The 22,794-nt window shown below is 68.8% G+C and carries 23 protein-coding genes and 1 pseudogene; 10 read left to right on the top strand and 14 right to left on the bottom strand.

What is annotated here, in order from left to right:
- Positions 1-138: 138 nt before the first annotated feature.
- The 3 genes and pseudogenes from ACFCVM_RS08000 to ACFCVM_RS07990 all read right to left on the bottom strand — a co-directional run.
- Positions 139-603, bottom strand: a pseudogene (locus ACFCVM_RS08000) (nuclease-related domain-containing protein); the annotation flags it as partial.
- 81 nt (positions 604-684) lie between these two features.
- On the bottom strand, positions 685-1,563 hold the full coding sequence (locus tag ACFCVM_RS07995; RefSeq protein ID WP_375835589.1) for an SDR family oxidoreductase: 879 nt from the start codon (positions 1,561-1,563) through the stop codon (positions 685-687).
- A gap of 106 nt (positions 1,564-1,669) precedes the next feature.
- Positions 1,670-2,776 carry a LacI family DNA-binding transcriptional regulator gene (locus ACFCVM_RS07990; protein ID WP_375835588.1) on the bottom strand — a complete coding sequence of 369 codons (1,107 nt, stop codon included), beginning with the start codon at positions 2,774-2,776 and terminating at the stop codon, positions 1,670-1,672.
- 280 nt (positions 2,777-3,056) lie between these two features.
- Between ACFCVM_RS07990 and ACFCVM_RS07985 the strand changes: the two genes are divergently transcribed.
- The 6 genes from ACFCVM_RS07985 to ACFCVM_RS07960 all read left to right on the top strand — a co-directional run bounded on the left by ACFCVM_RS07985 (position 3,057) and on the right by ACFCVM_RS07960 (position 8,233).
- Positions 3,057-4,364: an ABC transporter substrate-binding protein gene (locus ACFCVM_RS07985; protein ID WP_375835587.1), complete on the top strand. Its 1,308-nt coding sequence runs from the start codon at positions 3,057-3,059 to the stop codon at positions 4,362-4,364.
- 13 nt (positions 4,365-4,377) lie between these two features.
- Positions 4,378-5,298 carry a carbohydrate ABC transporter permease gene (locus ACFCVM_RS07980; protein ID WP_375835586.1) on the top strand — a complete coding sequence of 307 codons (921 nt, stop codon included), beginning with the start codon at positions 4,378-4,380 and terminating at the stop codon, positions 5,296-5,298.
- Positions 5,295-6,215, top strand: a complete 921-nt coding sequence (locus tag ACFCVM_RS07975) for a carbohydrate ABC transporter permease (RefSeq protein ID WP_375835585.1) — start codon at positions 5,295-5,297, stop codon at positions 6,213-6,215. The genes ACFCVM_RS07980 and ACFCVM_RS07975 overlap by 4 nt, the downstream gene beginning before the upstream one ends.
- Positions 6,216-6,288: 73 nt before the next feature.
- Positions 6,289-7,323: a DUF2804 domain-containing protein gene (locus ACFCVM_RS07970; protein ID WP_375835584.1), complete on the top strand. Its 1,035-nt coding sequence runs from the start codon at positions 6,289-6,291 to the stop codon at positions 7,321-7,323.
- A 160-nt stretch (positions 7,324-7,483) separates the two neighbouring features.
- Positions 7,484-7,858 carry a hypothetical protein gene (locus ACFCVM_RS07965; protein WP_375835583.1) on the top strand — a complete coding sequence of 125 codons (375 nt, stop codon included), beginning with the start codon at positions 7,484-7,486 and terminating at the stop codon, positions 7,856-7,858.
- A 9-nt stretch (positions 7,859-7,867) separates the two neighbouring features.
- Positions 7,868-8,233, top strand: a complete 366-nt coding sequence (locus ACFCVM_RS07960) for a winged helix-turn-helix transcriptional regulator (protein WP_375835582.1) — start codon at positions 7,868-7,870, stop codon at positions 8,231-8,233.
- A 7-nt stretch (positions 8,234-8,240) separates the two neighbouring features.
- Here the strand turns inward: ACFCVM_RS07960 and ACFCVM_RS07955 are convergent, their stop codons facing one another.
- Entirely contained in the window at positions 8,241-9,026 is a 786-nt protein-coding gene (locus ACFCVM_RS07955) for an SDR family NAD(P)-dependent oxidoreductase (RefSeq protein WP_375835581.1), read from the bottom strand.
- 107 nt (positions 9,027-9,133) lie between these two features.
- On the opposite strand from ACFCVM_RS07955, the gene ACFCVM_RS07950 reads away from it, so the two are divergent.
- A complete protein-coding gene (locus tag ACFCVM_RS07950; RefSeq protein WP_375835580.1) occupies positions 9,134-9,622 on the top strand; it encodes a MarR family winged helix-turn-helix transcriptional regulator in 489 nt (162 codons plus the stop codon).
- 139 nt (positions 9,623-9,761) lie between these two features.
- On the top strand, positions 9,762-11,123 hold the full coding sequence (locus tag ACFCVM_RS07945; RefSeq protein ID WP_375835579.1) for a hypothetical protein: 1,362 nt from the start codon (positions 9,762-9,764) through the stop codon (positions 11,121-11,123).
- 266 nt (positions 11,124-11,389) lie between these two features.
- On the opposite strand, the gene ACFCVM_RS07940 is transcribed toward ACFCVM_RS07945, so the two are convergent.
- On the bottom strand, positions 11,390-11,998 hold the full coding sequence (locus tag ACFCVM_RS07940) for a hypothetical protein (protein WP_375835578.1): 609 nt from the start codon (positions 11,996-11,998) through the stop codon (positions 11,390-11,392).
- Positions 11,999-12,444: 446 nt separating this feature from the next.
- On the opposite strand from ACFCVM_RS07940, the gene ACFCVM_RS07935 reads away from it, so the two are divergent.
- Entirely contained in the window at positions 12,445-14,244 is a 1,800-nt protein-coding gene (locus ACFCVM_RS07935; protein WP_375835577.1) for an LVIVD repeat-containing protein, read from the top strand.
- A 61-nt stretch (positions 14,245-14,305) separates the two neighbouring features.
- Here ACFCVM_RS07935 and ACFCVM_RS07930 read toward each other — a convergent pair whose 3' ends face one another.
- A complete protein-coding gene (locus ACFCVM_RS07930) occupies positions 14,306-14,938 on the bottom strand; it encodes a DUF305 domain-containing protein (RefSeq protein WP_375835576.1) in 633 nt (210 codons plus the stop codon).
- Between the two features lie 167 nt (positions 14,939-15,105).
- Here ACFCVM_RS07930 and ACFCVM_RS07925 point away from each other — a divergent pair, with 167 nt between their 5' ends.
- Entirely contained in the window at positions 15,106-15,843 is a 738-nt protein-coding gene (locus ACFCVM_RS07925) for an IclR family transcriptional regulator (protein WP_375835575.1), read from the top strand.
- Positions 15,844-16,091: 248 nt separating this feature from the next.
- Here ACFCVM_RS07925 and ACFCVM_RS07920 read toward each other — a convergent pair whose 3' ends face one another.
- The 8 genes from ACFCVM_RS07920 to ACFCVM_RS07885 form a co-directional block, all read right to left on the bottom strand.
- Complete coding sequence (locus ACFCVM_RS07920) at positions 16,092-16,592, bottom strand: MarR family winged helix-turn-helix transcriptional regulator (RefSeq protein WP_375835574.1); 501 nt, start codon at positions 16,590-16,592, stop codon at positions 16,092-16,094.
- A 39-nt stretch (positions 16,593-16,631) separates the two neighbouring features.
- Positions 16,632-17,771, bottom strand: coding sequence for an FAD-dependent oxidoreductase (locus tag ACFCVM_RS07915; protein ID WP_375835573.1), 1,140 nt, complete (start codon positions 17,769-17,771; stop codon positions 16,632-16,634).
- A 150-nt stretch (positions 17,772-17,921) separates the two neighbouring features.
- Positions 17,922-18,308, bottom strand: coding sequence for a RidA family protein (locus ACFCVM_RS07910; protein ID WP_375835572.1), 387 nt, complete (start codon positions 18,306-18,308; stop codon positions 17,922-17,924).
- Position 18,309: 1 nt separating this feature from the next.
- Positions 18,310-19,167 carry a fumarylacetoacetate hydrolase family protein gene (locus ACFCVM_RS07905; protein WP_375835571.1) on the bottom strand — a complete coding sequence of 286 codons (858 nt, stop codon included), beginning with the start codon at positions 19,165-19,167 and terminating at the stop codon, positions 18,310-18,312.
- Positions 19,164-19,625: a nuclear transport factor 2 family protein gene (locus ACFCVM_RS07900; RefSeq protein WP_375835570.1), complete on the bottom strand. Its 462-nt coding sequence runs from the start codon at positions 19,623-19,625 to the stop codon at positions 19,164-19,166. Before ACFCVM_RS07900 ends, ACFCVM_RS07905 begins: the two co-directional genes overlap by 4 nt.
- A complete protein-coding gene (locus ACFCVM_RS07895) occupies positions 19,622-20,899 on the bottom strand; it encodes an FAD-dependent monooxygenase (RefSeq protein WP_375835569.1) in 1,278 nt (425 codons plus the stop codon). Before ACFCVM_RS07895 ends, ACFCVM_RS07900 begins: the two co-directional genes overlap by 4 nt.
- 55 nt (positions 20,900-20,954) lie before the next feature.
- On the bottom strand, positions 20,955-21,749 hold the full coding sequence (locus ACFCVM_RS07890; protein ID WP_375835568.1) for a dienelactone hydrolase family protein: 795 nt from the start codon (positions 21,747-21,749) through the stop codon (positions 20,955-20,957).
- A 49-nt stretch (positions 21,750-21,798) separates the two neighbouring features.
- The gene (locus ACFCVM_RS07885; RefSeq protein ID WP_375835567.1) at positions 21,799-22,698 is read right to left on the bottom strand and encodes a LysR family transcriptional regulator; all 900 of its coding nucleotides are present in this window, start codon (positions 22,696-22,698) and stop codon (positions 21,799-21,801) included.
- Positions 22,699-22,794 lie beyond the last annotated feature (96 nt).

Below are 22,794 nucleotides of genomic sequence, written 5' to 3'. Positions count from 1 at the left end.
CATGCACGGCGCCGGAGGCTCGATGCACGGACCTCGACTCGCAGTGCGAGGAATCGTGACCCGTCGCGCGCCCACGACGACGATGAGTGGCGCCACATCGACGAGGGCGTGCATCGCCGCCGACATCCTCTGCGAGGCGCGCTTCGCTTCGAAGCGGGCGTTGCGCAGGTGATCGGTGCGCTGCCCGTTCACGAGGAGTCGCTTGGGGGAGACCCAGATGTCCTTGCCCGCGTGGTGCTTCGTGTTGATCGTGAACACTCCGGGCGGCCCGATGACGACGTGGTCGATGTCGCTCGAACCCGTGCCGACCGGCACCGCATGGAATACGTGCCAGCCCGGACCGAGTGCATCGAGCCGGCGCGCGATGTCCAACTCACCGAGTGCGCCGACATACCAGGGCTCGGCCTCAGGAGTGAGGGGTGAGCGTCCGAAGAACCGCGCGGTCGCGGATCGCGGCGCCGCTGATGCCTGTGCTCGCAGGCACTCGGCGATGACGGATGCCGCGGGCGGCCTCCCTCTGAGGCTCAGCGCGGGGGTGGGGGCGGTCTGCTCGCTCAGCGCGGCCTCGTTCCTCGGGTGGTGCGGCGTCGCCGACTCGGGCACCGGCGCTCGCGTTCGAGAGTACGAAGCAGCGCGACGGGGCGACACCACCACTTGGAGTGGGAGCGCGCCCCGCCGCTTCGATCAGGCCGCTGCGTCGTCCGCCACGGCGACAACCGCACTCAGCCCGTCGACGAGTGACGTCGTCGGGCGGCCGAGCAGGCGGGAGAGCGTGCCATCCGTCTCGGCGAGGTCGCCCTCGCGGATGCCGGTGTTGATCGCTGCGACGAAACCGGCCGTGTCGGCGTCGAGTCCTGCCGACTGCAGTGCGGCGACCTGCTCCTCGGGGGTGAGCCGGGTGAACACGACCTCGCGGCCGAGCACGTCGCCGGCCGCGGAGGCGAGGTCGTCGAAGCTCCAGGCGACGTCGCCGCCGAACTCGTAGACCTCGCCGAGGTGACCGTCTTCGAGGAGCACCACGGCGGCGCCCTCGGCGAGGTCGGCGCGGGTTGCGCTCGCGACGCGCCCGTCGCCCACGGACGACGCGATCACGCCGGTCGACGCGGCGTGCGCGACATCCGCCGCGTAGTTCTCGGTGTACCAGTTGTTGCGCACGATCACGGCGGGGATGCCGGAGGCGGCGATGGCCTCCTCGGTGGCCTTGTGGTCGGGCGCGAGCACGAGGCTCGTCGTGGTGGCGCGGGGTGCGCTCGTGTAGACGAGCTTCTCGACGCCGGCGGCCTTCGCAGCGTCGATCACGTTCTGGTGGAGCGCGACGCGCCCGCCGGGCACCGAAGCCGAGATGAGCAGCACGGTGTCGACGCCGTCGAGCGCCGGCGCGATGGTCTCGGGGCGCGCATAGTCGAGCTCGGCGGTGCGGATGCCGCGGGCGGCGAACTGCTCGAGCTTCGAGGTGTCGCGGGCGGTCGCGACGATGTCGGTGGGGGCGGCGCCGCGCGCGAGCAGCGCGTCGACGACGAGACGGCCGAGCTGGCCCGAGGCGGCGGTGATGAGGATGGTCATGGTGGAGCGGTCCTTCCGGTTGCGGTCACCACCTGCCAACCGGATGCCTCGCGCAAACCTTCCCCATCGGAGGTACCCACTTTCAAGTAAGGTACGCACGATTTCGTCAGTTTTGTGAATTCAGGCCGATGCCTTGTGGGGTGCCTGTCGACTCTCGCTGAACGAGCGTGTACGGAACCGAATCGGTCTTCGGTGCGGCATCCGGATGATCGAGTCGCCGCAGCAGGGCATGCACGGCGAGGCGGGCGATCTCGCCCAGGTCGGGTGCGATCGTGGTGAGCGAGGGGGCCGCGTACGCCGCCTCTGCCGTGTTGTCCCAGCCGACGACTGCGACCTGGTCGGGAACGCTGATGCGGGCCTCCCGGAACGCTCGGAGCGCTCCGATGGCGAGCAGGTCGTTCGCGCAGACGAGGCCGTCGACCTCCGAGATGTGGGGGATGAGCTCCTTCGTGCGTTCGTAGCCCTCCTCGCGGGAGTAGTCGCCGTCGGGGTGGAGCTGGTCCCATCGCGACACCTCGATGATGTGGGCAGGGTCGGCACTCAGGCTGTGCGCCTCGAGCGCCTGCAGGAAGCCGCGCATGCGCAGGTCGGCGGGCGCTGCGCCGATCGTTCCCGCCTGCACCTTGCCGAGGAACGCGAGGCGTCGACGACCTCCCTCGATGAGGCAGGTCGTCGCGTCGTAGCTCGACTGCACGTTGTCGACGACGACGCTGTCGATCTTCGCGCTGCGGAAGCGTTCGCCGAGGAGCACGAGCGGGGTCTCGCCGCGTTCGGCTTCGAATCTCGCCAGATCGATCGAGAGCGGGCTGAAGAGGATGCCGTCGGTGAGGATCGTGCGGAACCCGGCGGCCACGCGGAGCTCGCGTTCGAGCAGGCCGCGCGTCTCATCGATCACGACGTCGTAGTCGAACTTCTCCGCCTCGGTCACGACCGCGTGCGCGAGCTGCGCGAAGTACGGGTGCGAGATGAACGGCACCGAGAACGTCAGCAGCTTGCTCCGACCGCTTCGGAGCTGCCGGCCCGCGTGCTGCGGTCGGTACCCGAGTTCGCGGATGGCGGCCTCGACACTGGTTCGCGTGGCGTCGCTGATGTACTTGTGGCCGTTCACCACGTTCGAGACGGTGCGATAGGAGACACCGGCGACGGCGGCGACGTCTTTCAGCGTCGGCAGCCCGTTCTTCTTCGGCGGGGGGAGGTCGTCAGTCGGTTCCACGCTCACATCGTAGTGAAGCGTGTTGCAACGTTGACACAAATAAGTATTTCCACGTTGCAATATGTGGAATGTTCTGATTGAGTGTCTCTGCGGCCGCCGCCCGGACGACCCGGACGTCAGCGGGATCCAGGAGCACGGCGCAGTTCGCGGCGCTCCGACCGGAAGCTCTGCACCGAGCAGCCGCGCGCATCCATTCAACGACGAGGAGATGAACAGCATGACTCAGACAGGTCAGAGGCGTCCGCGATATCGCGTGGCGCTCCTCGCAGGAGCAAGCCTCATGTCGATGCTCGCCCTTTCGGCATGCAGCGGTTCGAACGAGGCACCCGCCGCGGACGGCGGCGGTGTCGGAACCGCCGACCAGCACGTCGAGATCACGATGATGTCGAATGACGCCTTCGCCCAGCAGTGGCAGGAGCAGCTCGTTCCCGAGTTCAACAAGGAGTACCCGTACATCGACGTCACCATCGACTCGATCCCGTACACCGAGCTCCTCGCCAAGGGCATGCTCAACGGCACCGACGTCGACCCCGAGTACGACCTCATCACGCTCGACGACCCCTGGACGCCGCAGCTCGCCGACGCGGGCGTGCTCTACGAGCTGAAGGACGACGCCGACCAGTGGACCGATCCCGAGTACGACTGGGACGACTTCAACACGGCGCCGCTCGCATCGAGCGAGTGGGACGGCGGACAGTACGGCGTTCCGCTGCGCTCCAACATGCTCCTGATGTTCTACAACAAGGACCTCTACGCGAAGGCAGGCCTCGATGCCCCCACGCCCGAGCTCACGTGGGACCAGTACATGGACGAGGCTCCGAAGCTCGTGCAGGACACCGACGGCGACGGCAAGGTCGATTCGTGGGCGGTCGGTCTCACCTGGATGCGCGGCGTGCTGTCGCCGCCGTTCTGGCAGGCCGTGCTGAACTCCAACGGCGGCGCGCTGTTCGACGACTCGCTCGACCCGGCCTTCGACACGGATGAGGGCGAGGCGGCACTGCAGACGCAGGTCGACCTGCTCGAGTACGCGCCGCCGGGCGCCGGCACCTACAACTACACCGAACCGCTCGACGCGTTCCGTCAGGGCAAGATCGCCACGATCTTCACGTGGGGCAGCGCGTACAAGAGCGCCGCGGTCGACCCGGCCGTCACCACGCTCACGCCCGACCAGGTCGGCATCCAGACCATGCCCGCCGGCGACGTCAGCGCGAGCACCCACCGAGGCATCTGGAGCGGCTCGGTCTTCAAGAACTCGAAGAACCCCGAGGCGGCCTGGACCTTCCTCCAGTGGATGAGCTCGAAGGAGGGCGAGGTCTGGACCACCAACACGCTCGGTTCCTTCCCGGCCCGCAAGTCGACGCTCGCGACCACCCCGGCCGAGGAATGGCTGGTGCCGGTCATGGGCACCCTCCAGGAGGCGTACGACGTCGCGGCCGAGGGGGAGATGTGGCGCCCGCGCACGCCGGAGTCGAACGCGATCCAGGAGATCCTCGCCGACCAGACGAGCGCGGCGGTGCAGGGCCAGGTCTCCTCGGCTGAAGCACTCGAGAAGGCCGCCACGCAGATCGACGAACTGTTGAAGAAGTAGAAGAAGCAGACGCATGAGCATCGAACTCTCGAGAAGCAGCAACAGGGCACGACAGCGATCGCGACTGCGCGACATCATCAGCCGGTGGACGTTCATGCTCCCCGCGACGCTGCTGCTGGTCGCCGTGCTGGCGTACCCGCTGATGTACACCCTCCAGATCAGCTTCTCGGAGTTCGATCTCGCGTCGTTCGCACCGTCGGGCCCCGCCGGCTTTGACAACTACACAGCGGCGTTCGAGAACGAGACGTTCCAGAACTCGCTCGTCGTCACCGCGATCTACCTCGTGATGGCCCTGCCGCTCCAGATCATCCTGGGCTTCGCCATCGCATACCTGTTGAACGCGGAGTGGAGGGGGCGCGGAGCGATCCGCGCACTCTTCCTCATCCCGATGGTCGTGGCGCCGGTCGTCTCCGGCGGCATCTGGAAGATGATCCTCGATCCGCTCTGGGGCGGGGTCAGCTGGTTCCTCGGGCTCTTCGGCATCCCGCCGGTCGACTGGTTCGGAGACGCCACGATGTCGATGGTCAGCATCGTGCTGATCGACACGTGGCGCTCCGTTCCCTTCGTCGCACTCATCGCCTCGGCCGCGCTGCTCGCGCTGCCGAAGGACATCTTCGAGGCGGCGAAGGTCGACGGGGCGAACTGGTGGCAGACCCTGCGCTCCGTCAGCCTGCCGCTGCTCGCACCGATCATCGCGGCGACGTTCATCGTGCGCTGGCTCGGCGCCGTGAAGATGTTCGACGTCGTGCTCGCGACGACCAACGGCGGGCCGGGTGAAGCGACCAACGTCGTGAACCTCTACATCTACCAACAGGCCTTCCGCCTGTTGAAGTTCAGCGAATCGTCGGCGATGGCCGTGATCGTGCTCGTCATCACGATGGCGCTGACGTTCGTCTTTCTCTACGGCAGCAAGAAGTTGGAGGACCGACTGTGAGCACCCTCACCGATCGGAGGCGCACCGAATCCCGCACGCGCACCGGGGACGGGCAGCTGCCCTCCGCCGAGCGGACGCCTGCCCCGGTGGCTCCCCGAACCCGTGGCGAACGCGCCCGAATCTGGTCGGGCGTCATCATCTGCATCCTCTTCCTGCTGCCCCTGCTCTGGATGCTGCTGACGTCGTTCAAGGAGCAGCGCGACATCTTCACGGTTCCGCCGACGATCTTCTTCGAGCCGACGCTGAACCAGTACTTCTCGGCCTTCGAACGCGGCGACCTCGGGCCGAAGCTGATCAACACGATCATCGTGGCGCTCGGTGCCGGCATCGTCTCGCTCGTGGCCGGCGCGATGGCCGGCTACGCGCTCTCGCGCCTGAAGATCCGCGGCGCTGCGACCATCGGCGTGCTGATCCTCGTGTCGCGCGGGGTGCCGCCCATCGCACTCGCGGTGCCGATGTTCCTCGTGGCGCGCACGCTCGGCATCACCGACACCCACATCACGCTGATCCTCGCCTACTGCTCGTTCGTCATCCCGTACGTCATGTGGCTCATGCGCGGGTTCTTCCTCGCGCTGCCGAAGGAGCTCGAGGAGTCGGCGATGCTCGACGGCTGTTCGAGGATGGGCGCCTTCTTCCGCATCATCGTGCCGATCTCGGCGCCCGGCCTGATCTCGACCTTCATCTTCAGCATCATCCTCGCCTGGGAGGAACTGCTCTTCGCCCTCGTGCTGACGAACCGCAACGCCACGACGATCCCCGTCGCCATCGCGGGCATGGCCGGCGACACCGAGACCGGGGCGAACTGGGGCGCGCTCTCCGCCGCCGGCATGGTGACGGTCGTGCCGGTCGTCATCCTCGCCCTCATCGTGCAGAAGTGGCTCATCCGCGGCCTCGCCGACGGCGCCACGAAGGGATGACGCGGCTCGACCGCGCCCGAACACCCCTGCTTGCAGTCACACATCGAATGAACCGAATGAATGGAGAACGTCAGTGAGACTCCCCGTCAAGGAAGTCATGCCGGGCGGCGAACGCATCACCGAGCGCGAGATCACCGCTCCGGTCGACCTCTGCCTCGACAACGGGCAGCTCAACCCGGCGGCCGTGGGGTGGACGCGCACCGCGCTGCACCGTACGCAGCTGCGCGGGTGGGGGCGCAACAAGCGCTTCGAGTACTGGTCGATCGTGACGCCGACGCTGATCTTCACCATGAACATCTCGCACCACGACTACCGCGCCAACGTCTCGGTCACCCACCTCGACCGATCCACCTACGAGGAGATCCGACAGGGCGGCAACACCTGGTTCCCGAAGCGGGGCGGTCTCAAGGACCGCCGAGTCGGCGAGCCCATGGAGGCGTCCCGCAAGGACGTCGTCGTCCGCATGACCCCGGCCGGTGACGACACCGTGCTGCATGCCAGGTCTCCTCGCATCGAGGTCGACGTCCGGGTGCTCGCCGAAGACGGTCACGAGTCGATGGGCGTCGTTGTTCCCTGGAGCGACCGCAAGTTCCAGTACACGAAGAAGGACAACTGCCTCCGCGCCGAGGGCGTGATCGTCGTCGACGGCGTGACGCACGAGATCGAGGCGGCGACCTCGTACGCCGTGCACGACCGGGGGCGCGGTCGCTGGCCGTACTTCACGTTCTGGAACTGGGGTGCCGGCAACGGTCGCACCGCGAACGGCGAGGAGCTCGGCCTGCAGTTCGGCGGCAAGTGGACGGACGGCACGCCGTCGACCGAGAACTGGGTGCGCATCGACGGTCGCCTCACGAAGATCAGCTCGCACCTCGACTGGCGCTACGACCCGAGCGATTGGCTCGCACCGTGGACGCTGCGGGGCCCGGGGGTCTCGGTCGAGTTCACGCCGCAGCGCCACCTGAAGCACGCGTTCGATCGGTGGATCATCCTGAGCCGCAGCGACACGTGCTTCGGCCACTACTCGGGTGTGATCCAGCTCGACGGCGGCGACGTCGTGGAGTTCAGCGACGTCTTCGGCCACGTCGAAGAGGTCGAGCGCCGCTGGTGACGTCGCGAGCAACCTCGCGAGCAACGTCGCGGGCCGTCGAGAGCCCGTGACCTCGAAGCCGCCCTGGGGTCTTGCGATCGGTCCACGGTCGTTCCCAGGGCCGAGCGGGGTGCCGCCCCGAGATGCGGCATCCCGCTCACCCTTCCCCGATTGGAGTCCCATGTACGCAACATCCGATACCGTCGCGTCGTTCTCGGTGCTTCGGCTCGCGGCATCCGAGCTCGACGACGTCGACCCGGCGGTCGCCGTCGCCGATGGCGTCGACGGCTACCTCGCGCTGCTGGCCGCTCCGTCCGGTGCCGTCGCGGCCCGAGGCATCCGAATCGCGGATGCCTCGGCGCCGTACGACTTCATCGTGGTCGAGCACGTCGGCGCCGGCGGACCGTACACCCGTGCCTGGGTGCGCCATCACGACGTGGACGGCGCCGTCTCGTACTCGTTCTTCACCGAGACCCCCGCGCCGTTCCCGCTTCGCTCCTACCCGCTCGACGCACTGCAGCCGAGGGAGGGTGCCGCGCTCACTGCCGCCCGGTAGGGTACGGGCATGGTGGTAAGTCTTGCGGAGATCCGCGAAACATCGGGCGAGGTCTTCTCCGAAGGGTGCTCGACGCGCGTCGTGCTCGATCACATCATGAGCAAGTGGGGTGTGCTCGTGCTGCTCGCGCTCACCGACGGCACCCACCGGTGGGGCGAGCTGCGACGTGAGGTGCAGGGCATCAGCGAGAAGATGCTCGCCTCGACGCTGCGCACGCTCGAGGCCGACGGCATCGTCGAGCGCACGTCCTATCCAGAAGTGCCGCCGCGGGTCGAGTACGCGCTGACCGACCTCGGCCGGGAGCTCATGGAGCACATGCTGCCGCTCGTGCAATGGGTGGCGGTGCGGGCCGACGGCATCGTGCGCGAGCGCTGACGCCGGCTCAGCTGACGGTGGGGAGCACCCCGCCGTCGGCTCGAAGGGCGGCGCCGTTCGTCGCCGACGAGAGCGGGCTGGCCAGATACGCGACCAGGCTGGCGATCTCCGCGGGTTCGATGAACCGCTGGATGAGCGACGAGCTGCGCACGAGGCTCGACTTCAACTCGCCGGGCTCCATCGAGTTGGCGGACGCGATCTGCTCGACCGTCGCAGCGACCCCGTCTGAGTAGGTCGGTCCGCCGAGAACAGTGTTCACGGTGACCCCGGTACCCCGTGTGAGCTTGGCGAGTCCGTTGCTCAGCGCGAGGGATGCGGCCTTCGTTGCGCCGTAGTGGATCATGTCGCCGGGCACGTCGATCGCCGACTCCGTCCCGATGAAGATGATCCGCCCCCAGCCCTGCTCGAGCATCGGCTCGAGGAGCCGCCGCGACAGGCGGACGCTGCTCATCACGTTGATCTCGAAGTAGCGCGACCACTCCGCGTCGTCGACGTCGGCGAAGCGTGCGACGTCGAAGAGCCCGGCGTTGTTGATCAGCACATCGACCTCCCCGAGCGCGTCGAGGAGGGACTGCGTCTGCACGGGGTCGGCGAGGTCGGCCGCGATGCCCGACACGTCGCCGCCCGGGGCCGTCGCGCGCAGTCGTTCGACGGCGTCGGCAACGCGACGCTCGCCGCGCCCGTTGATGACGACCGACGCGCCTTCGGCCAGGCATGCCTCGGCCACGGCGTACCCGATCCCCTGAGTGGATCCACTGACGAACACTCTCTTGTCTGCGAGCTCGAGGTCCATGTCGTATGTCGTCCTTCCCGGCTGCCATTCGCAGCAATTTACTTTCCTGAGAAAGTGAACGCTACGTCAATTCACTTTCCTGAGCAAGTTTTCGCTAGGCTGGGCGCATGGTTGCACCGGACTCCGCCGACGAACTGGATCGCGTTGAGCTCGCGACGTGGTCGGCCTTCGCGACACTTCTCGAGTGGGTGCCGGCGGCGCTCGACGCGCAACTGAAGCGCGATTCCGGGATCAGCCATTTCGACTTCGGGATCCTCTTCGCCCTCTCCCGCGCCGAGGATCGCACCCTCCGCATGAGCGATCTCGCGGGGTTCGCCAACAGCACGCTGTCGCGGCTCTCGCGCGCGGTGGATCGGCACGAGCGCGAGGGCTGGGTGCGCCGCGCGCCCGACCCGGCCGATGGACGGATCACGCTCGCGACGCTGACGAGTCAGGGCCTCGAGTTCGTTCGCGCGGCGACACCGGGTCACGTCCAGCTCGTGCGGCGGCTCGTGTTCGACTCCCTCACCAAGGCGCAGTCCCAGCAGCTGAGCGTCATCAGCCGGCGGATCACGGGCGCCGTCCGCTCCGAGGGCGGGTGGCAGCCGCCGAGCTGAGCCGATACCGCGCCACACCCCGAAAAGCATGCGCTGCGCGCCGAACCGCCCTAGCATCGGAGGAGCGCACCGGCACCCCCACCCGACGTCGCCCCGAGTCGAACCCCCGCCCTGTCGGTGCTGCAGCCCAGGAGCCCGAGTGACGACCCACCCCGACGACCAGCCCGTGTACGGGCTCGGCGCGTCCGACGGCGAGCTCGCCCCACGGCCGGGTCGCCGCAGCGCAGACGCCGGCGGCACCCTGCGCCCGCGACGCCTTCCGGCGCCGGAGTGGGGGAGGCATCCGTCGCCGCGCGACGTGCAGCGCTACTACCTCTGCAGCGAGGAGCCGAGCGGGGAGTTCGTCGAGGTCATCATTCCGGTGACCGATGCCGGGCGCATCCGCTACTTCACGACGAGCGACGGCGACAAGCTGACCGAGGTCGACGAGGACTACTTCGTGCGTCGCCGCGAGGGCAACGCCCGGTCCCTTCTCGAACTCGACGCGCGCGAGATGGCCGAGCTGCAGGCCGAGCTCGACTTCGTGCGCCCGGTGCTCGGGCGCGACCCGCTCGCCGAGGCGGCCGCGGAGGCCGCAATGACGGATGTCGCGGCGCCGGTGAGCGTCGCGGAGCCGGCGGATGTCGCTGAGTCGACGGATGTCGCGGCGCCGACGGATGTCGCAGAGCCGGTCGATCCCGCAGCGCCGGCGGATCTCGAGCCCGCAGCCGACGACCTCGCGCTCGCCGAGGGCGAGCCGACCGAGGTGATCGAGCTGCAGTACCCGGTGCCGGTGCACGTGCCGTTCGCCCAGTTCGTCGACTCGACGCCCGAGCCGACGCCCGAGCCGATGCCCGAGTCGACGCCCGAGCTGCCTGCGACCACCGACCCCCAAGACCACGATGACGATGACGACCAGATGATCGAGGAGTACCACCCAGTGATCGGTTCCAACAGGTTCGAGCAGGTCGAGCCCGCGGCATCCGCGATGCCCGCCAATGTCACCCAGATGCCGATCTCGGTGACGGGCCCCGTCGCGCCGCTCGCGCCCGGATTCGCACCCCGCCCCGGGCAGGACGTCGACGCGGCGGCTCAGGTCGCGCTCGCCAAGGGCATCGCGTTCGCCGCCCACCGCGGCCAGCTCGACCAGATCGGCGCCGAGTACATCGACCACCCGGGCCGCGTGGCCGAGCGCTTCGACCCGGTGAATGAGCCGGTGCTCGTCGCGGCCGCCTGGCTGCACGACGTGCTCGAAGACACGGCGGTCACCGCACAGAACCTGCTCGAGGCGGGCGTTCAGCCCGAGGTCGTCGAGATCGTGCAGCTGCTGACCCGAACTCCGGATGTCGCCGATGACGCGTACTACGCCCGCATCAGCCGACACCCCGTGGCCCGCCGCGTGAAGCTCGCCGACCTCGACGACAACACGGCCCCGTGGCGCGTGCGTCGCCTCGAGTTCGACGCGCAGGTGCGCCTGGCCGAGAAGTACCGGCACGCACGCGAGGCGCTCAGCGCGGGCTGACTCGCGCTCGCGGTCTGCCGCGACGCGGCGTTGCGGACGCGAGCAGTTCCAACGGCCCGCGCTCGACTCGGAGTTCGAACCCGCACTCGCGCCCGATTCGTGAGATTCTCGAGCCGCGCCAATCTTCGTCCGAATACGTATGCCAGTTCCGCCTCAACGCTGAGGCGGAACTGGCATACGCATTTCGCGAAACGATCGGATGCGGCTTCGCCTGTCCTGAGGCACCCTCGGGCGTCCCGGTCAGCGCCAGCGCAGTGGACTCAGCGTCACGGCAGCGACGTGTTGACCATTCCGGTCGTCGACTCATACGCTGCGATCGCGCCAAGCGGGCCGACGAGGGTGAGGCTGAACTCGCGAAGGTCGGAGGAGGTGGAGTACAGCACCTGGGCGCCCGCCGGTAGTGGACCCAACGAGCGCCCATCCGGAGCGATCAGGGCCGAGGAGTCGGTGGTAACGGCAAGCGAGGCGGGCCACGTGCCATCCGTCGATGCCGTCTGCTCGAGCACGAACGCCGCGGTACCGACGGCCTGACCGAGGGCGAGTCGCTCCGCCTCGAGGGGCGTTGAGGGCTCGCCTGCGTCGACGATGGGCGGGGAGTCCGTCGGTGCCGCCTCGGCCGACGACCCGCCGGCGCCCGCATCGTTCAACCACTGCGACGGAGCCGGAAGTCGAGTTCCCGAGCTCGCCAGGGCGATGACGACGAACGCGTAGGCGCCCACGGCGAACGCGGCGATTCCGATCACGATCCCGGCCTTCGAGACGACACCGCCTCGCCCCCGGCTCGACCGGTACCGCGGCTCGGCCATGAACCCGCACCAGATCGCGAAACTCGCGAAGCACGCGATTCCGAGCGTCCATACCGCCTCGCCGGCCATGGGCCCGAGGCAGGCGAGCGCGAGTGTTGCGAGCCCGACTGCGAGTCCGATCCCGGCGAGGACCCGCGCCCAGATGATGCCCTCGACATGGCCGCCGCCGCGGATCGGCCGGTGCCCCGGGCGAGCACGCGCAACGGTACGCGTATCGATATCGGGTGGGGACCAATCGCGAGGTCCACCGGGCGGTGGGGACACAAGGCACCTTCGGGTCGGGCGGAGTCGACCGATCATCGCAGCGTGACTGTCGGCGGCGGAACCCCCAAGGGTGGGGCTTGATAGTGCTCCGCGAGACGCGTGCGCGCGAAATTCGTAGCTGCGCAGATCCCCTGCCTCCCGATACGTTGGACCCAGAGATCGGCCTCCCTGGGGCCGCGTGCGGCACGACGTTGTGCCGCCCGCCCGTCGGAGGGCATCGATCGCAGTGAAGCGAGAGAGGGGAACTACCGATGAGAACCGCACCCCGCAACATCCGATGGCGCCGACGCGCGCTCGCACTTGCCGGAGCTCTGCTGCTCGGCTCGTCCCTTGCGACGGCCGGCGCGGCCGCCGCGGAAGACGACCCGCGCATCGACCTGCCGCCGGGCTATCTCGATGCCCAGACGGCGGCGAGCAACATCGAGCTGCTCTCGAGCACGCCGCGCGTCGCGCCGTTCGACGCGAATCCCGGCAACTTCGGCTTCGTGAACTCCGACGTGGCGTTCTCGGGCGACAACGCGATCGTCGGCAACTTCAACGGCTTCCAGGTCTACGACGTGTCGGATGCCGCGGCGCCGACGCTGCGCGGATCCTTCGTGTGTCCCGGCGGTCAGGGTGACGTGTCGGTCTACGGCGACCTGCTCTTCATGTCGGTCGAGGAGACCCGCGGCCGCATCGACTGCGGCACGCAGGGCGCACCCGGTGCGGTGAACGCCGAGCGGTTCCGCGGCGTGCGCATCTTCGATATCAGTGACATCGACAACCCCGTGCAGCTGCCCGGCGTGCAGACCTGCCGTGGTTCGCACACGCACACGCTCGTCGCCGACCCCGACGACACCGAGAACGTGTACATCTACAACTCGGGCACGTCGGGAGTGCGTTCGCCCCTCGAGCTCCCGGGCTGCGAGAACGCTCCAGCGAGCACGACGCCGGTCACGACGGGCAACCCGACGCAGTGGCGCATCGACGTCATCAAGGTACCGCTCGCCGACCCGGCCTCGGCCGCCGTCGTGAGCCAGCCGCGCATCTTCAGCGACCCCGTGACGGGAGCGTTCAACGGATTGCAGAACGGTCCGACGCAGCCGCTGCACCCGTCGGGCACGCCGTACTCGCCGAACCCGAACACCAACACGTGCCACGACATCACGGCGTTCCCCGAGATCGGGCTCGCCGCCGGTGCGTGCCAGGGCAACGGAATCCTGCTCGACATCTCCGACCCCGTGAATCCGGTGCGGCTCGACGCGGTCTCCGACGTGAACTACTCGTACTGGCACTCGGCGACGTTCAACAACGACGGCACCAAGGTCGTCTTCACCGATGAGTGGGGCGGCGGCACCGCCGCTCGCTGCCGCGTGACCGACCAGCCCGAGTGGGGCGCGAACGCGCTCTTCGACATCGTCGACGGCAAGCTCGAGTTCAGGAGCTACTACAAGCTGCCGGTGCCGCAGACGGCGCAGGAGAACTGCGTGGCGCACAACGGCTCGATCATCCCTGTGCCCGGTCGCGACATCATGGTGCAGGCCTGGTACCAGGGCGGTCTCTCGATCATCGACTTCACCGACACGTCGAACCCGACCGAGATCGCCTACCTCGACCGCGGCCCGGTGAACACGCCGAACCCGGCCGGGCTGAACCTCGCCGGGTACTGGTCGACCTACTGGTACAACGGCAACGTGCTCGGCAGTGAGATCGCGCGCGGCTTCGACAGCCTCGCGCTCACCGCGAGCGACCAGCTGTCCGAGAACGAGATCGCCGCAGCCGGTGAGATCGAACTCTCGCAGTTCAACGCCCAGCTGCAGACTCGCCTCGTGCACGAGCCGAGCTTCGCCGTGGCACGGTCGTACATCGACCAGGCCGAGCGCGACGGCAGCCTGAGCGGCAAGGCGCTGCGCGAGGTGCTCAAGCACGTCGACAAGGCCGAGAAGCTCGCGGACGGCCCCGCGAGCGGCAACGCCGTCGCAGCCCAGCTCGACAACGCCGCGAAGAAGTCGGGCGCTGCCGCCGACTCCGCGTTGGTGCAGGCGCTGAACGCGCTCGCGGCGACCTTCTGATGAGGGAGCCCGGGGGCCGCTCAGCGGCCTCCGGGCACCACCTCACGAAGGGCGAGCGCCCTCAGGAGGAGCGAGCCGCGAGCAACTGCTGCATCTTCGCGATCTCGACGCCCTGGTCGGACTCGACGTGGCGGGCGAACTGGTCGATCTCCGACTCGTGCCCGCCGCCGGCCGTGTAGAGCTCGTTCACCATCTGCACGGCACCCTGATGGTGCTGGATCATGTACTCGAGGAACAGCCGCTCGAACTCCGCCCCGTCGGCCGCCTCGAGCTCGGCGAGCTGCTCCTCGGTGAGCATGCCGGGCATCTCGTGTCCGTCGGCGTCGTGTCCGTCGTGCCCGCCTGCGCGTGCGTCGTTCAGCGGTACCACCCGGTCTTGCAGCCACCGGGTGATGAGGTCGATCTCGTCTTGCTGGCTGACCTGCATGCGTTCGGCCAGCAGTCGGATGTCGCGGTCATCCGTTCGCTCGTCGACGAACCCCGTCATCGTGATGGCCTGGTCGTGGTGCGCGATCATGTCGAGCATGAACTGCTCGTCGGCCTCGGTGTGCTTCGGCGACTCCAGATTCAGCGACTCATCGGGGGCGAGGGTGTGATTCTCTTCGCCGGGGGCGCCGAGCTGAACGACGGGGCTCGTGGGCCCGACCTCGCCGGCCGTGCACGCGGCCAGCCCGAACACGAGGGCGAGTGCCATGCAAACCGGGCCGGAGCGTTCCACAACCGTCATGCACGTACCTCGTCTTCATCGAAGGGTCACCGTCCATCTAACTCGATGCGGATGTGCAGGGCTACCATTGGCGGAGGGGGAAACCGATGCCGTCACCCGACGCCCGAGACTCGGATCCGACTCTGATCGGCTCGGTGCAACGCGCCCTTCGACTGGTCGACATCGTCGCCAACGAACCGCGGCCGATGCCCGTGAAGGCCCTCGTCGCGGCGAGCGGCCTCACGCCCGGCACGACCTACAACCTCGTGCGCACGCTCGTGCACGAGGGCTACCTCGCCCGCGAACCCGACGGCCTGCTGCTCGGCACTCGCTTTCCGGCGTTCGTCACGGCCGACGCCGCCCACGGCGTGTTCCTCTCGCGAGTGCGCACGGCGCTGCGCGGCGTGACCGAGGAGCTCGGCGCCACCGCCTACCTCTCGCGATACCAGGACGGCGAGGTGCACCTCGTCGACATCGTCGATGCCGTGCACAATCCGCGTGTCGAGCTCTGGGTCGGGCTGCACAGCAGCGCGCACGCGACGGCGCTCGGCAAGCAGATCCTCGCCGTGCTGTCCGAGGAGGAACGGCTCGACTACGTGTCGAGGCACCAGCTCGCCGAACTCACGCCGCACACCATCAGCGACCGGCGCGTGCTGCTCGACCAGCTCGAGCGCTCGCGCGAGCGGGCTGTCGACCGCGAGGAGTACGCGATCGGCTACACGTGCATCGCGGTGCCGGTGACGGCCGCGGGCATCATCGCGTCGCTCGCCGTGTCGCTGCCGAGCGAGGTCGCCGCCCACGCCGATCCGTCGCTCGTGCAGCGCCTGCAAGACGCGGCGTCGCGCCTCTCGCTGCAGATCGGCACCGATCGATTGGGACAGTCGGGCGGCTGAACGGCGACGAGGGATGCGGCGCCTCGCGTGAGACGGCACGCTGTTCATCATCTGAAAACTTCGTGTTGCCGGGCGGTGCCCGGTGCCCCTAGCGTGACGAACACGCGACATAGGGCGCGTGACTCCATCACCACCTGATCACGCAAATGAGATCGACCATCGGGGGACGGTTCGGGTTCGTACGCCGAGGTGGCGATGGTGATCGCGCGGGGGGAAGGTTCGGGTCTTTCTCCCCGCGCAGCCTCCGTTCACGGGCGCTCGAGTTCGGATTGCTTCCGCATCAGCTCGTGCAGCAGCGCGAGCGCCTCGGTGGCCGCTTCGATGCTCGCGCGCTCCCGCTCGGGAAGCGCTGCGACGGCGTCGATGACATCGGCGCTCCACGCGTCGGCGATCGCCTCGTGCTCGCGAACGCCGTCGAGTGTCGCCCAGACGCGCACGACACGGCGGTCGGCCTCGCTGCTGCCGCGGGTGATGAGTCCGCGCCCCTCGAGCGAGCGGAGGGCGGCGGAGGTGTTCGACTGACGCAGTCCGAGCGTGCGGGCGAGCTCGCCCACGGTGGCGCCGGGGCCGTCGACGACCTGCTTCAGCAGGGCGACCTCGGTCGTCGGGATGGGCCCGACGTGCGCGCGCTCGGGAGCCCGCCGGTGGATGGTCCAGGCGAGCTCCCTGAGCGTGATCGCGACGCGCTGCAGTGACGCATCCTGCTCGAGCAGGCGAGGTGCGCGCGTGTCACGGTCGGTCGATCCCATTGGGCATCAGTGTAGGTCGGCGAGCGGGCTGGTCACCGCTCAGTACTGCTGCGCGAGCGTGTCGAGCACGAGGTTCGTGGCGGCGATGTTGTCGAAGCCCGGCTTCTGGCCCTTCTCCCACTCCGCGATCGCGAGGCACGTGTCGACGACGAGCTTGCAGCGCTCGTAGCGGCGCGCCGTGTAGGCGTCGAACGCGGGTTCGTGGTCGTCGTCATGCCGTCGCAGTTCCTCGGCGAGCACGATGCCGTCTTCGATCGCCTGCGCCGCGCCCTGCCCGAGGTGGGGCGTGACGGTGTGCACGGCGTCGCCGATCAGCACCACGCGCCCGCGGTGCCACGGCGCCGGGGCGATCAATGATTCCTCGGGCCGCAGCACGATGTCGGCGTCGGGCTGCAGGAACTCGTCGCGCAGCTGCCCGGTCAGCCAGCCGAAGCCCTCGAGGTGCCGCTTCAGCGCCGGGTAGATCTCGTCGCCCTTCGGCCGCTGGTCGCGCTCGTACTCGGCGTTGAAGAAGAAGTAGGCCAGGTCCTTGCCGATCGGGACGAAGCCCGCCATGCCGGTCGGCCCGGGCTGCAGGATGATGCGATCGATCTCGGGCAGTCGGGGCATGTTCAGGCGGAAGGCGCTCTGGCCGATGTAGTACGGCCGGAGTTGTTCGTCGAGCACGTGCTCGCGCACCTTCGAACGCACGCCGTCGGCGCCGACGACGAGGTCGTATCGCTCGGAGCCGCCGTCTTCGAAGCGCACGGTCACGCCGTCGTCGTGCTGTTCGAGCGTGTCGAACGCCGTCGAGTAGCGGATCACGACGCCGACCTCGAGCGCCCTCGCGGTGAGGATCTCGTGCAGTCGGGGCCTCGTGATGCCGTTCATCGCCGGGTACTCGCCGCCGTCGATGCGCGTCGCCGTCATGTCGCGGAGCTTGCCGCCGTCGAGGTCGTGCATCGACCCCCACTCGGTGGCGCCGTAGCCGTCGGCCATGCACGCCTCGGCGCAGCCGATCGCGTCGAGCGCGCGCATCGCGTTCGCGGGCTGGATGATGCCGACGCCGAAGACTGACGAGTGCACGTCGGCCTGCTTCTCGATGACGGTGACGTCGAGTCCCGCGTTGGCGCGGAGGGCGATGGCGGTGGCGAGTCCGCCGATGCCGCCACCGACGACGAGGATGCTGCGATCGCTCATATGGAGTTCCTCACATAGGCCCGCCGGCGCACCCTTGCGCCGGTCCGAGGGCTGTCGATGTTCCAATCGACATATATATCGTCACATATGTAAACGTCCGGAGTGATGCGGTCCGTTCAACATCACGTTGCGCCATCCGGAGCGTCGATCTCAGTCGCCGAGGACCGCGCCGAGGTCGCAATGCACCAGGGCGCCGCCGGACAACCGCGCCGCGACGACCTGCCGCGCGGGCCGGTCGTCGGGGTCGGGGAACATGGCGAGCCATTCGCGGTTCAGTGCCTCGCGGTCGTCGGGATCGACGAGCTGCACCGTGAGCTTGATGATGTCGTCGGGGGAGCCGCCGGCCGCCGCCATCACGGCACGGATCTGCCGGAAGACGTTGGCGCACTGCGCGTCGATGCCCGGCGGCATCGCACCGGTCTCGGGGTCGCGGCCCGTCAGCGCCCCCGACTGGACGTGCGCCCCGATACGGCTCGCGGCAGGAATCGGGTTGCGATGCACGTGACCCGGAAGGTGGATGCTGCGGCGACGAGGCATCTCAACGCCCCTCGAGCACCACGCGGTTCTCGATCGCGCCGAGCCCGTCGATCTCGGCACGTACGACATCGCCGTTCACGAGGAATCGGCCCGTCGGTGCACCGATGCCCGCGGGCGTGCCGGTGGCGAGGATGTCGCCCGGCATGAGCGTCATGACCTGCGTGAGGTAGGCGATCTGCTCGGAGATGTCGTAGATCATGTCGTCGGTGCGGAAGCGCTGCCGCTCGTCGCCGTTCACCGTCAGGCGCATGTCGAGCGCGAGCGGGTCGTCGATCTCGTCGTCGGTCGTGAGCCACGGGCCGATCGGGCCGTGCGTGTCGAACGACTTGCCGAGCGTGAACGTGGGGGAGCGCTTCTGCAGCCAGTCGCGCACCGAGACGTCGTTGACGACGAGGTAGCCGGCGATGACCGAACGTGCGTCTTCGACGGCGACGTGCCGGCAGCGCCGGCCGATCACCACGCCGAGCTCGATCTCGTAGTCGAGCGCGTCCGACACGAGCGGCTTCTCGATGTCGTCGAACGGTCCGTTGATGCACGAGACCTGCTTGTTGAACCACATCTGGCTCGTGGGGGTCGGGATGCCGGCGGCCGCGGCCTCGACCGCGTGCTCGCGGTAGTTCATGCCGATGCCGAGGAACTTCTGCGGGTCGTCGATGGGCGCCTCGAGCCGCACCTCGGCGATGCGGTGCACCGGCCCGCCGGCACCCTCGATCGCGGCGCGCAGCTCGCCGAGTCGCGGCAGGATCGCCCGGAGCGAGGTGCCGACGCCGGGCACGTCGCTGAGGTCGGTGACGGTGTCGCCGTCCACCCGGCCGATCCTGATCGGGCCGTCGTCACTGCGGAACCGTGCGAGCTTCATCGGGTCTCCTGTCGTGCCTGGGCGTCCTGCTCGGAGGGCAGCGCGCCCCAGGCCTGCTCGGCGGTCGGCGTCAACTGGAAGAGGATGAACCGCCAGCCGTACGAGGCATCCGCTGCTCTCACCAGCACCTGGGTGGCGACGCCGCCGAGGGTGCGCTCGCCGCCCTCCTTGGTGCGGAGCCGGTTCTCGAGGTCGCCCGTCATGACGGCGACGTCGCCGATGAGGCGGATGTCGAGGTCGCCGCGCTTCGTGCCGAGGTAGGGCCTGCGGGTCGCGACGTGCTCGAGCAGCTGCGTCTTCGAGTGCGTCAGTCCGGGGGCGTGGATGTGCACGAGCGTCTCGTCGAAGAGCGCGTCGAGGGTCGCGAGGTCGCCGTCGAAGAGGGCCTGCAGGCGGCGTTCCTCGACCGCGCGCAATGCCCCGGCGGTCGCGGCATCCGCCGTCGTCACCTTGGTCATCGCGCAGCTTCCTCAGCGTCGCGGGTGCGGAAGCCGGTTGCCTCCCCGGCCTCGAAACCGGGTCGTGGCTGGCCGACCAGGCGGTGGTAGCCGCTGAAGATCTCATCGGCCTCGGCCAGGGGCAGCACCTGCTCGATGTCGTCGAACGGCTTGCCGTCGGTGCGCTCGGCGACCATGCGGCGGATCACCTCGTAGCCCTCGCCGCGCATCGACATGATGATGCGGTTGACGCCTTCGCGGCGCGCGGCGTCGTAGGCGACGAAGGCGGCGTGCGGGTCGTCGTGGTTCGCGAGCTGCTCGGCGACGACGCGCGCGTCGAGGAACGCCTGGCACACGCCGTTGCCGCCGCGCGGGTACATCGCGTGCGCCGCGTCGCCCAGCAGCACCACGCGGCCGTCGACCCAGTCGTCGAGCGGTTCGTGGCGGATGAGCGGGAAGAGGTAGACCTCGCGCGCGTCGCGGATCAGCTGCTGGATGTCGACGTAGTCGATGTCGACCGTCTCGTAGAGCGGCACGATGTCGTCGACGGAGCCGAGCTGGTTCCAGTCCTCGATCGTCTCCTCGCCCTCCTTCTCGACCACCCAGTTGACCAGCTGCTTGCCGGTGCCCTCGAAGTCGTCGACGATCGGGTACACGATCATCGTCGAGATGCGGGGGTCGCCGATGTGCAGGATCGTGTGGCCGTCGCGGATCGGTTCACGGAGTGTGGTGCCGCGGTACATCGTGATGCCCGAGTAGACGGGCTCCGCCTGGTTCGGGTGCATCTGGCGGCGCACGGGCGACTTGATGCCGTCGGCGGCGATGACCCCGTCATGACGCACCTGCTCGGTGCGGCCGTCGCGGTGCTCGATGTCGAGCGTGACGCCCGTCTCATCCTGCGTGTACTGCACGACCCGGGCGCCGAGCACCACCGACTCCTCGCCGAGTCGCTCGAGCACCGTGCGGTAGAAGAGCATCTGCAGCGAGCCGCGGTGCACGAAGCGCTGCTCGTGCTCGTAGCCCATGTGCACGCCGCACTTCTCGGCGTAGATCTCCTGGCCGTAGTGGTTGTAGAAGATCGAGTCGACGGCGTCGACCGACATGGCGCGGAACTCCTCGAGCAGCCCGAGCTCCTCGATCTCCTTCGTGCCGTAGACCTTGATGTCCACGCCCACGCCGAGGGGCTTCAGTTCGGGGACGCTCTCGTAGATGCGCGTGCGGATTCCCTGCTGGTGCAGGCGCAGGGCGGTGACGAGGCCGCCGGGCCCCGCACCGATGATCGCGATGTCGTGCATAGTGGAATGGATCCTCTCTCATGCGCGCACGTTCGCGCGCTGGTCGTGTCGACGCTCAGGCGCCGTCGCGAGCCTCTTCGCCGAAGCGCTCGGCCAGAAACTGCCGGGTCGACTGCCACGAGCGCGCCGTTGCGCGTGCGCTGTAGCCGACGCCGGGCGGCATGCCCGGCAGGTCGGATCGCGGGTTCGTGTACGCGTGCCTCACGCCGCTGTAGAGGTCGACCTCCCAGCCGATGCCCGCGCCGTCGAGGTCGGTCTCGAGCGCCGAGCGGTGCTCGGCCGTGGCCATCGGGTCGGCCGAGCCGGTGCACACGAGCACGTCGATTCCGGATGTCGCGGCCGACCAGTCGCGGTCGAGCAGGTCGAGGCCGCCGTGGATGCTGACCGCGCCGACGACGTCGCCGCCCGTGCGCACGAATTCGAGTGCGCCGGCCCCGCCGAAGCAGTAGCCGAGCGCCACGATGCGCTCGGCGTCGACCTCGGGCCGGGCCGCAGCGGTGCGATGGGCGGCGGCGACGCGCGCCATCCATTCGACGCGGTCGGCCGCCATGGCGCCGATGAGTGGGCCGATGTCGGGGCCGCCCGCCGGCTGGTGCCGATCGCCCCACACGTCGGCGGCGAACACGGCGTAGCCGAGCTCGGCGTACCGCCGGGCGTGCGCGATCGTGTCGTCGCCGAGGCCGAACGCGTCGTGCAGCAGCAGCACGGTCGGCAGGCCGACGGCGCCCTCGGGGGCGACGAGCAGGCCGATCATCCGAGTGCCGTCGTGGCCGTATTCGACGTCGTGAGTCTGGATGTCGCGAGTCTCCATGTCAGGAGTCTCGATGTCACGGGCGGTCAGCGCAGGCATGGCGCTCCTCTCGGGGAACGCGGCGCCGGGCGCCGGCTGCGGCGACTCGTCAGCTCGACGGAGCGCGCTTGAACCAGTCGGTGATGAACCTGAGGAAGATCTTGACCCGCTCGGGAGTGGCGTCGCCGGGTGCGTGCAGTGCGTACAGCGAGCGCGTCGGCGGGGGCAGGTGCGGCAGCACCTCGACCACCTCGGCTGCGCGCGTCGAGTGCTGCACGAGGGTTCGCGGCACGTGGCCGATGCCGCATCCGAGCTCGATCATCTGCTCGATGATCGAGTAGGCGTTCGAGGTGAACGCCGGATCCTGCACGCGGAGCCGCGTCGCCTGATCGCCCTCGCCGAGATGCCACACCGGGTCGCCGGTGTGCGTCAGCAGGTCGTGATCGCTGAGCTCCGGCGGCGACGCCGGCGTGCCGCGGCGTTCCAGGTAGCCCGACGACGCGGCCAGCATGAACGGCAGGTCCGTGATGCGTCGCACCTTGACCCGCGAATCCGACGGATGCCGCGCATGGAACGCGATGTCGAATCCCTGGTCGAGGAAGTCGTGCGTGCGGTCGGAGATGCCGCCGAGCTGCAGCTTGACGCGGATGCCGGGGTGCTCGAGCCGGAACTCGCCCACTGCGAGACCGAGCTCCTGCAGGCCGATCCACTTCGGGCTGATGATCGACAGCCGGCCCTCCGACGAGCGCTTCGTGTGCGACAGCGTGGCATCCTGCTCGTCGATCTCCGACAGGATTCGCTCCGCGAACTCCGCGTACTGCTCGCCGTCGAGCGTGAGCGAGACCGACCGGGCCGTGCGGTTCACGAGTCGCACGCCCAGCTGGTTCTCCAGGTCGGCGACATGACGAGAGACGAGCGAGGGCGAGATGCTGAGCTCGGCCGCTGCGGCGCTGAACGAGGGCGCATGTGCGACTGAGACCAGCGTCCGCATGACGGCGAACCGGTCCACGACTACGCTCCTTCAGGTCCGTGACGCTGCGGATCGCGCTCCGGGGGAGGCGTCCGCACGGGTTCGAAGTATATCGACGCACGTCATGCCTCCCTC

This window comes from Agromyces sp. NPDC056389 (genome assembly GCF_042262385.1).
Taxonomy (GTDB): Bacteria; Actinomycetota; Actinomycetes; order Actinomycetales; family Microbacteriaceae; genus Agromyces.
Note: the sequence above shows the minus strand (reverse complement) of the source record. Positions and strands in the feature narration are given on the sequence as shown.

Coding starts and splice junctions, on each gene's coding strand:
- ACFCVM_RS07995 (WP_375835589.1), bottom strand. CDS start 1,563: ATGACCATCCTCATCACCGCCGCCTCGGGCCAGCTCGGCCGTCTCGTC.
- ACFCVM_RS07985 (WP_375835587.1), top strand. CDS start 3,057: ATGTCGATGCTCGCCCTTTCGGCATGCAGCGGTTCGAACGAGGCACCC.
- ACFCVM_RS07980 (WP_375835586.1), top strand. CDS start 4,378: ATGAGCATCGAACTCTCGAGAAGCAGCAACAGGGCACGACAGCGATCG.
- ACFCVM_RS07965 (WP_375835583.1), top strand. CDS start 7,484: ATGTACGCAACATCCGATACCGTCGCGTCGTTCTCGGTGCTTCGGCTC.
- ACFCVM_RS07960 (WP_375835582.1), top strand. CDS start 7,868: ATGGTGGTAAGTCTTGCGGAGATCCGCGAAACATCGGGCGAGGTCTTC.
- ACFCVM_RS07955 (WP_375835581.1), bottom strand. CDS start 9,026: ATGGACCTCGAGCTCGCAGACAAGAGAGTGTTCGTCAGTGGATCCACT.
- ACFCVM_RS07950 (WP_375835580.1), top strand. CDS start 9,134: ATGGTTGCACCGGACTCCGCCGACGAACTGGATCGCGTTGAGCTCGCG.
- ACFCVM_RS07940 (WP_375835578.1), bottom strand. CDS start 11,998: ATGGCCGGCGAGGCGGTATGGACGCTCGGAATCGCGTGCTTCGCGAGT.
- ACFCVM_RS07935 (WP_375835577.1), top strand. CDS start 12,445: ATGAGAACCGCACCCCGCAACATCCGATGGCGCCGACGCGCGCTCGCA.
- ACFCVM_RS07930 (WP_375835576.1), bottom strand. CDS start 14,938: ATGGCACTCGCCCTCGTGTTCGGGCTGGCCGCGTGCACGGCCGGCGAG.
- ACFCVM_RS07920 (WP_375835574.1), bottom strand. CDS start 16,592: ATGGGATCGACCGACCGTGACACGCGCGCACCTCGCCTGCTCGAGCAG.
- ACFCVM_RS07915 (WP_375835573.1), bottom strand. CDS start 17,771: ATGAGCGATCGCAGCATCCTCGTCGTCGGTGGCGGCATCGGCGGACTC.
- ACFCVM_RS07910 (WP_375835572.1), bottom strand. CDS start 18,308: ATGCCTCGTCGCCGCAGCATCCACCTTCCGGGTCACGTGCATCGCAAC.
- ACFCVM_RS07905 (WP_375835571.1), bottom strand. CDS start 19,167: ATGAAGCTCGCACGGTTCCGCAGTGACGACGGCCCGATCAGGATCGGC.
- ACFCVM_RS07900 (WP_375835570.1), bottom strand. CDS start 19,625: ATGACCAAGGTGACGACGGCGGATGCCGCGACCGCCGGGGCATTGCGC.
- ACFCVM_RS07895 (WP_375835569.1), bottom strand. CDS start 20,899: ATGCACGACATCGCGATCATCGGTGCGGGGCCCGGCGGCCTCGTCACC.
- ACFCVM_RS07890 (WP_375835568.1), bottom strand. CDS start 21,749: ATGCCTGCGCTGACCGCCCGTGACATCGAGACTCCTGACATGGAGACT.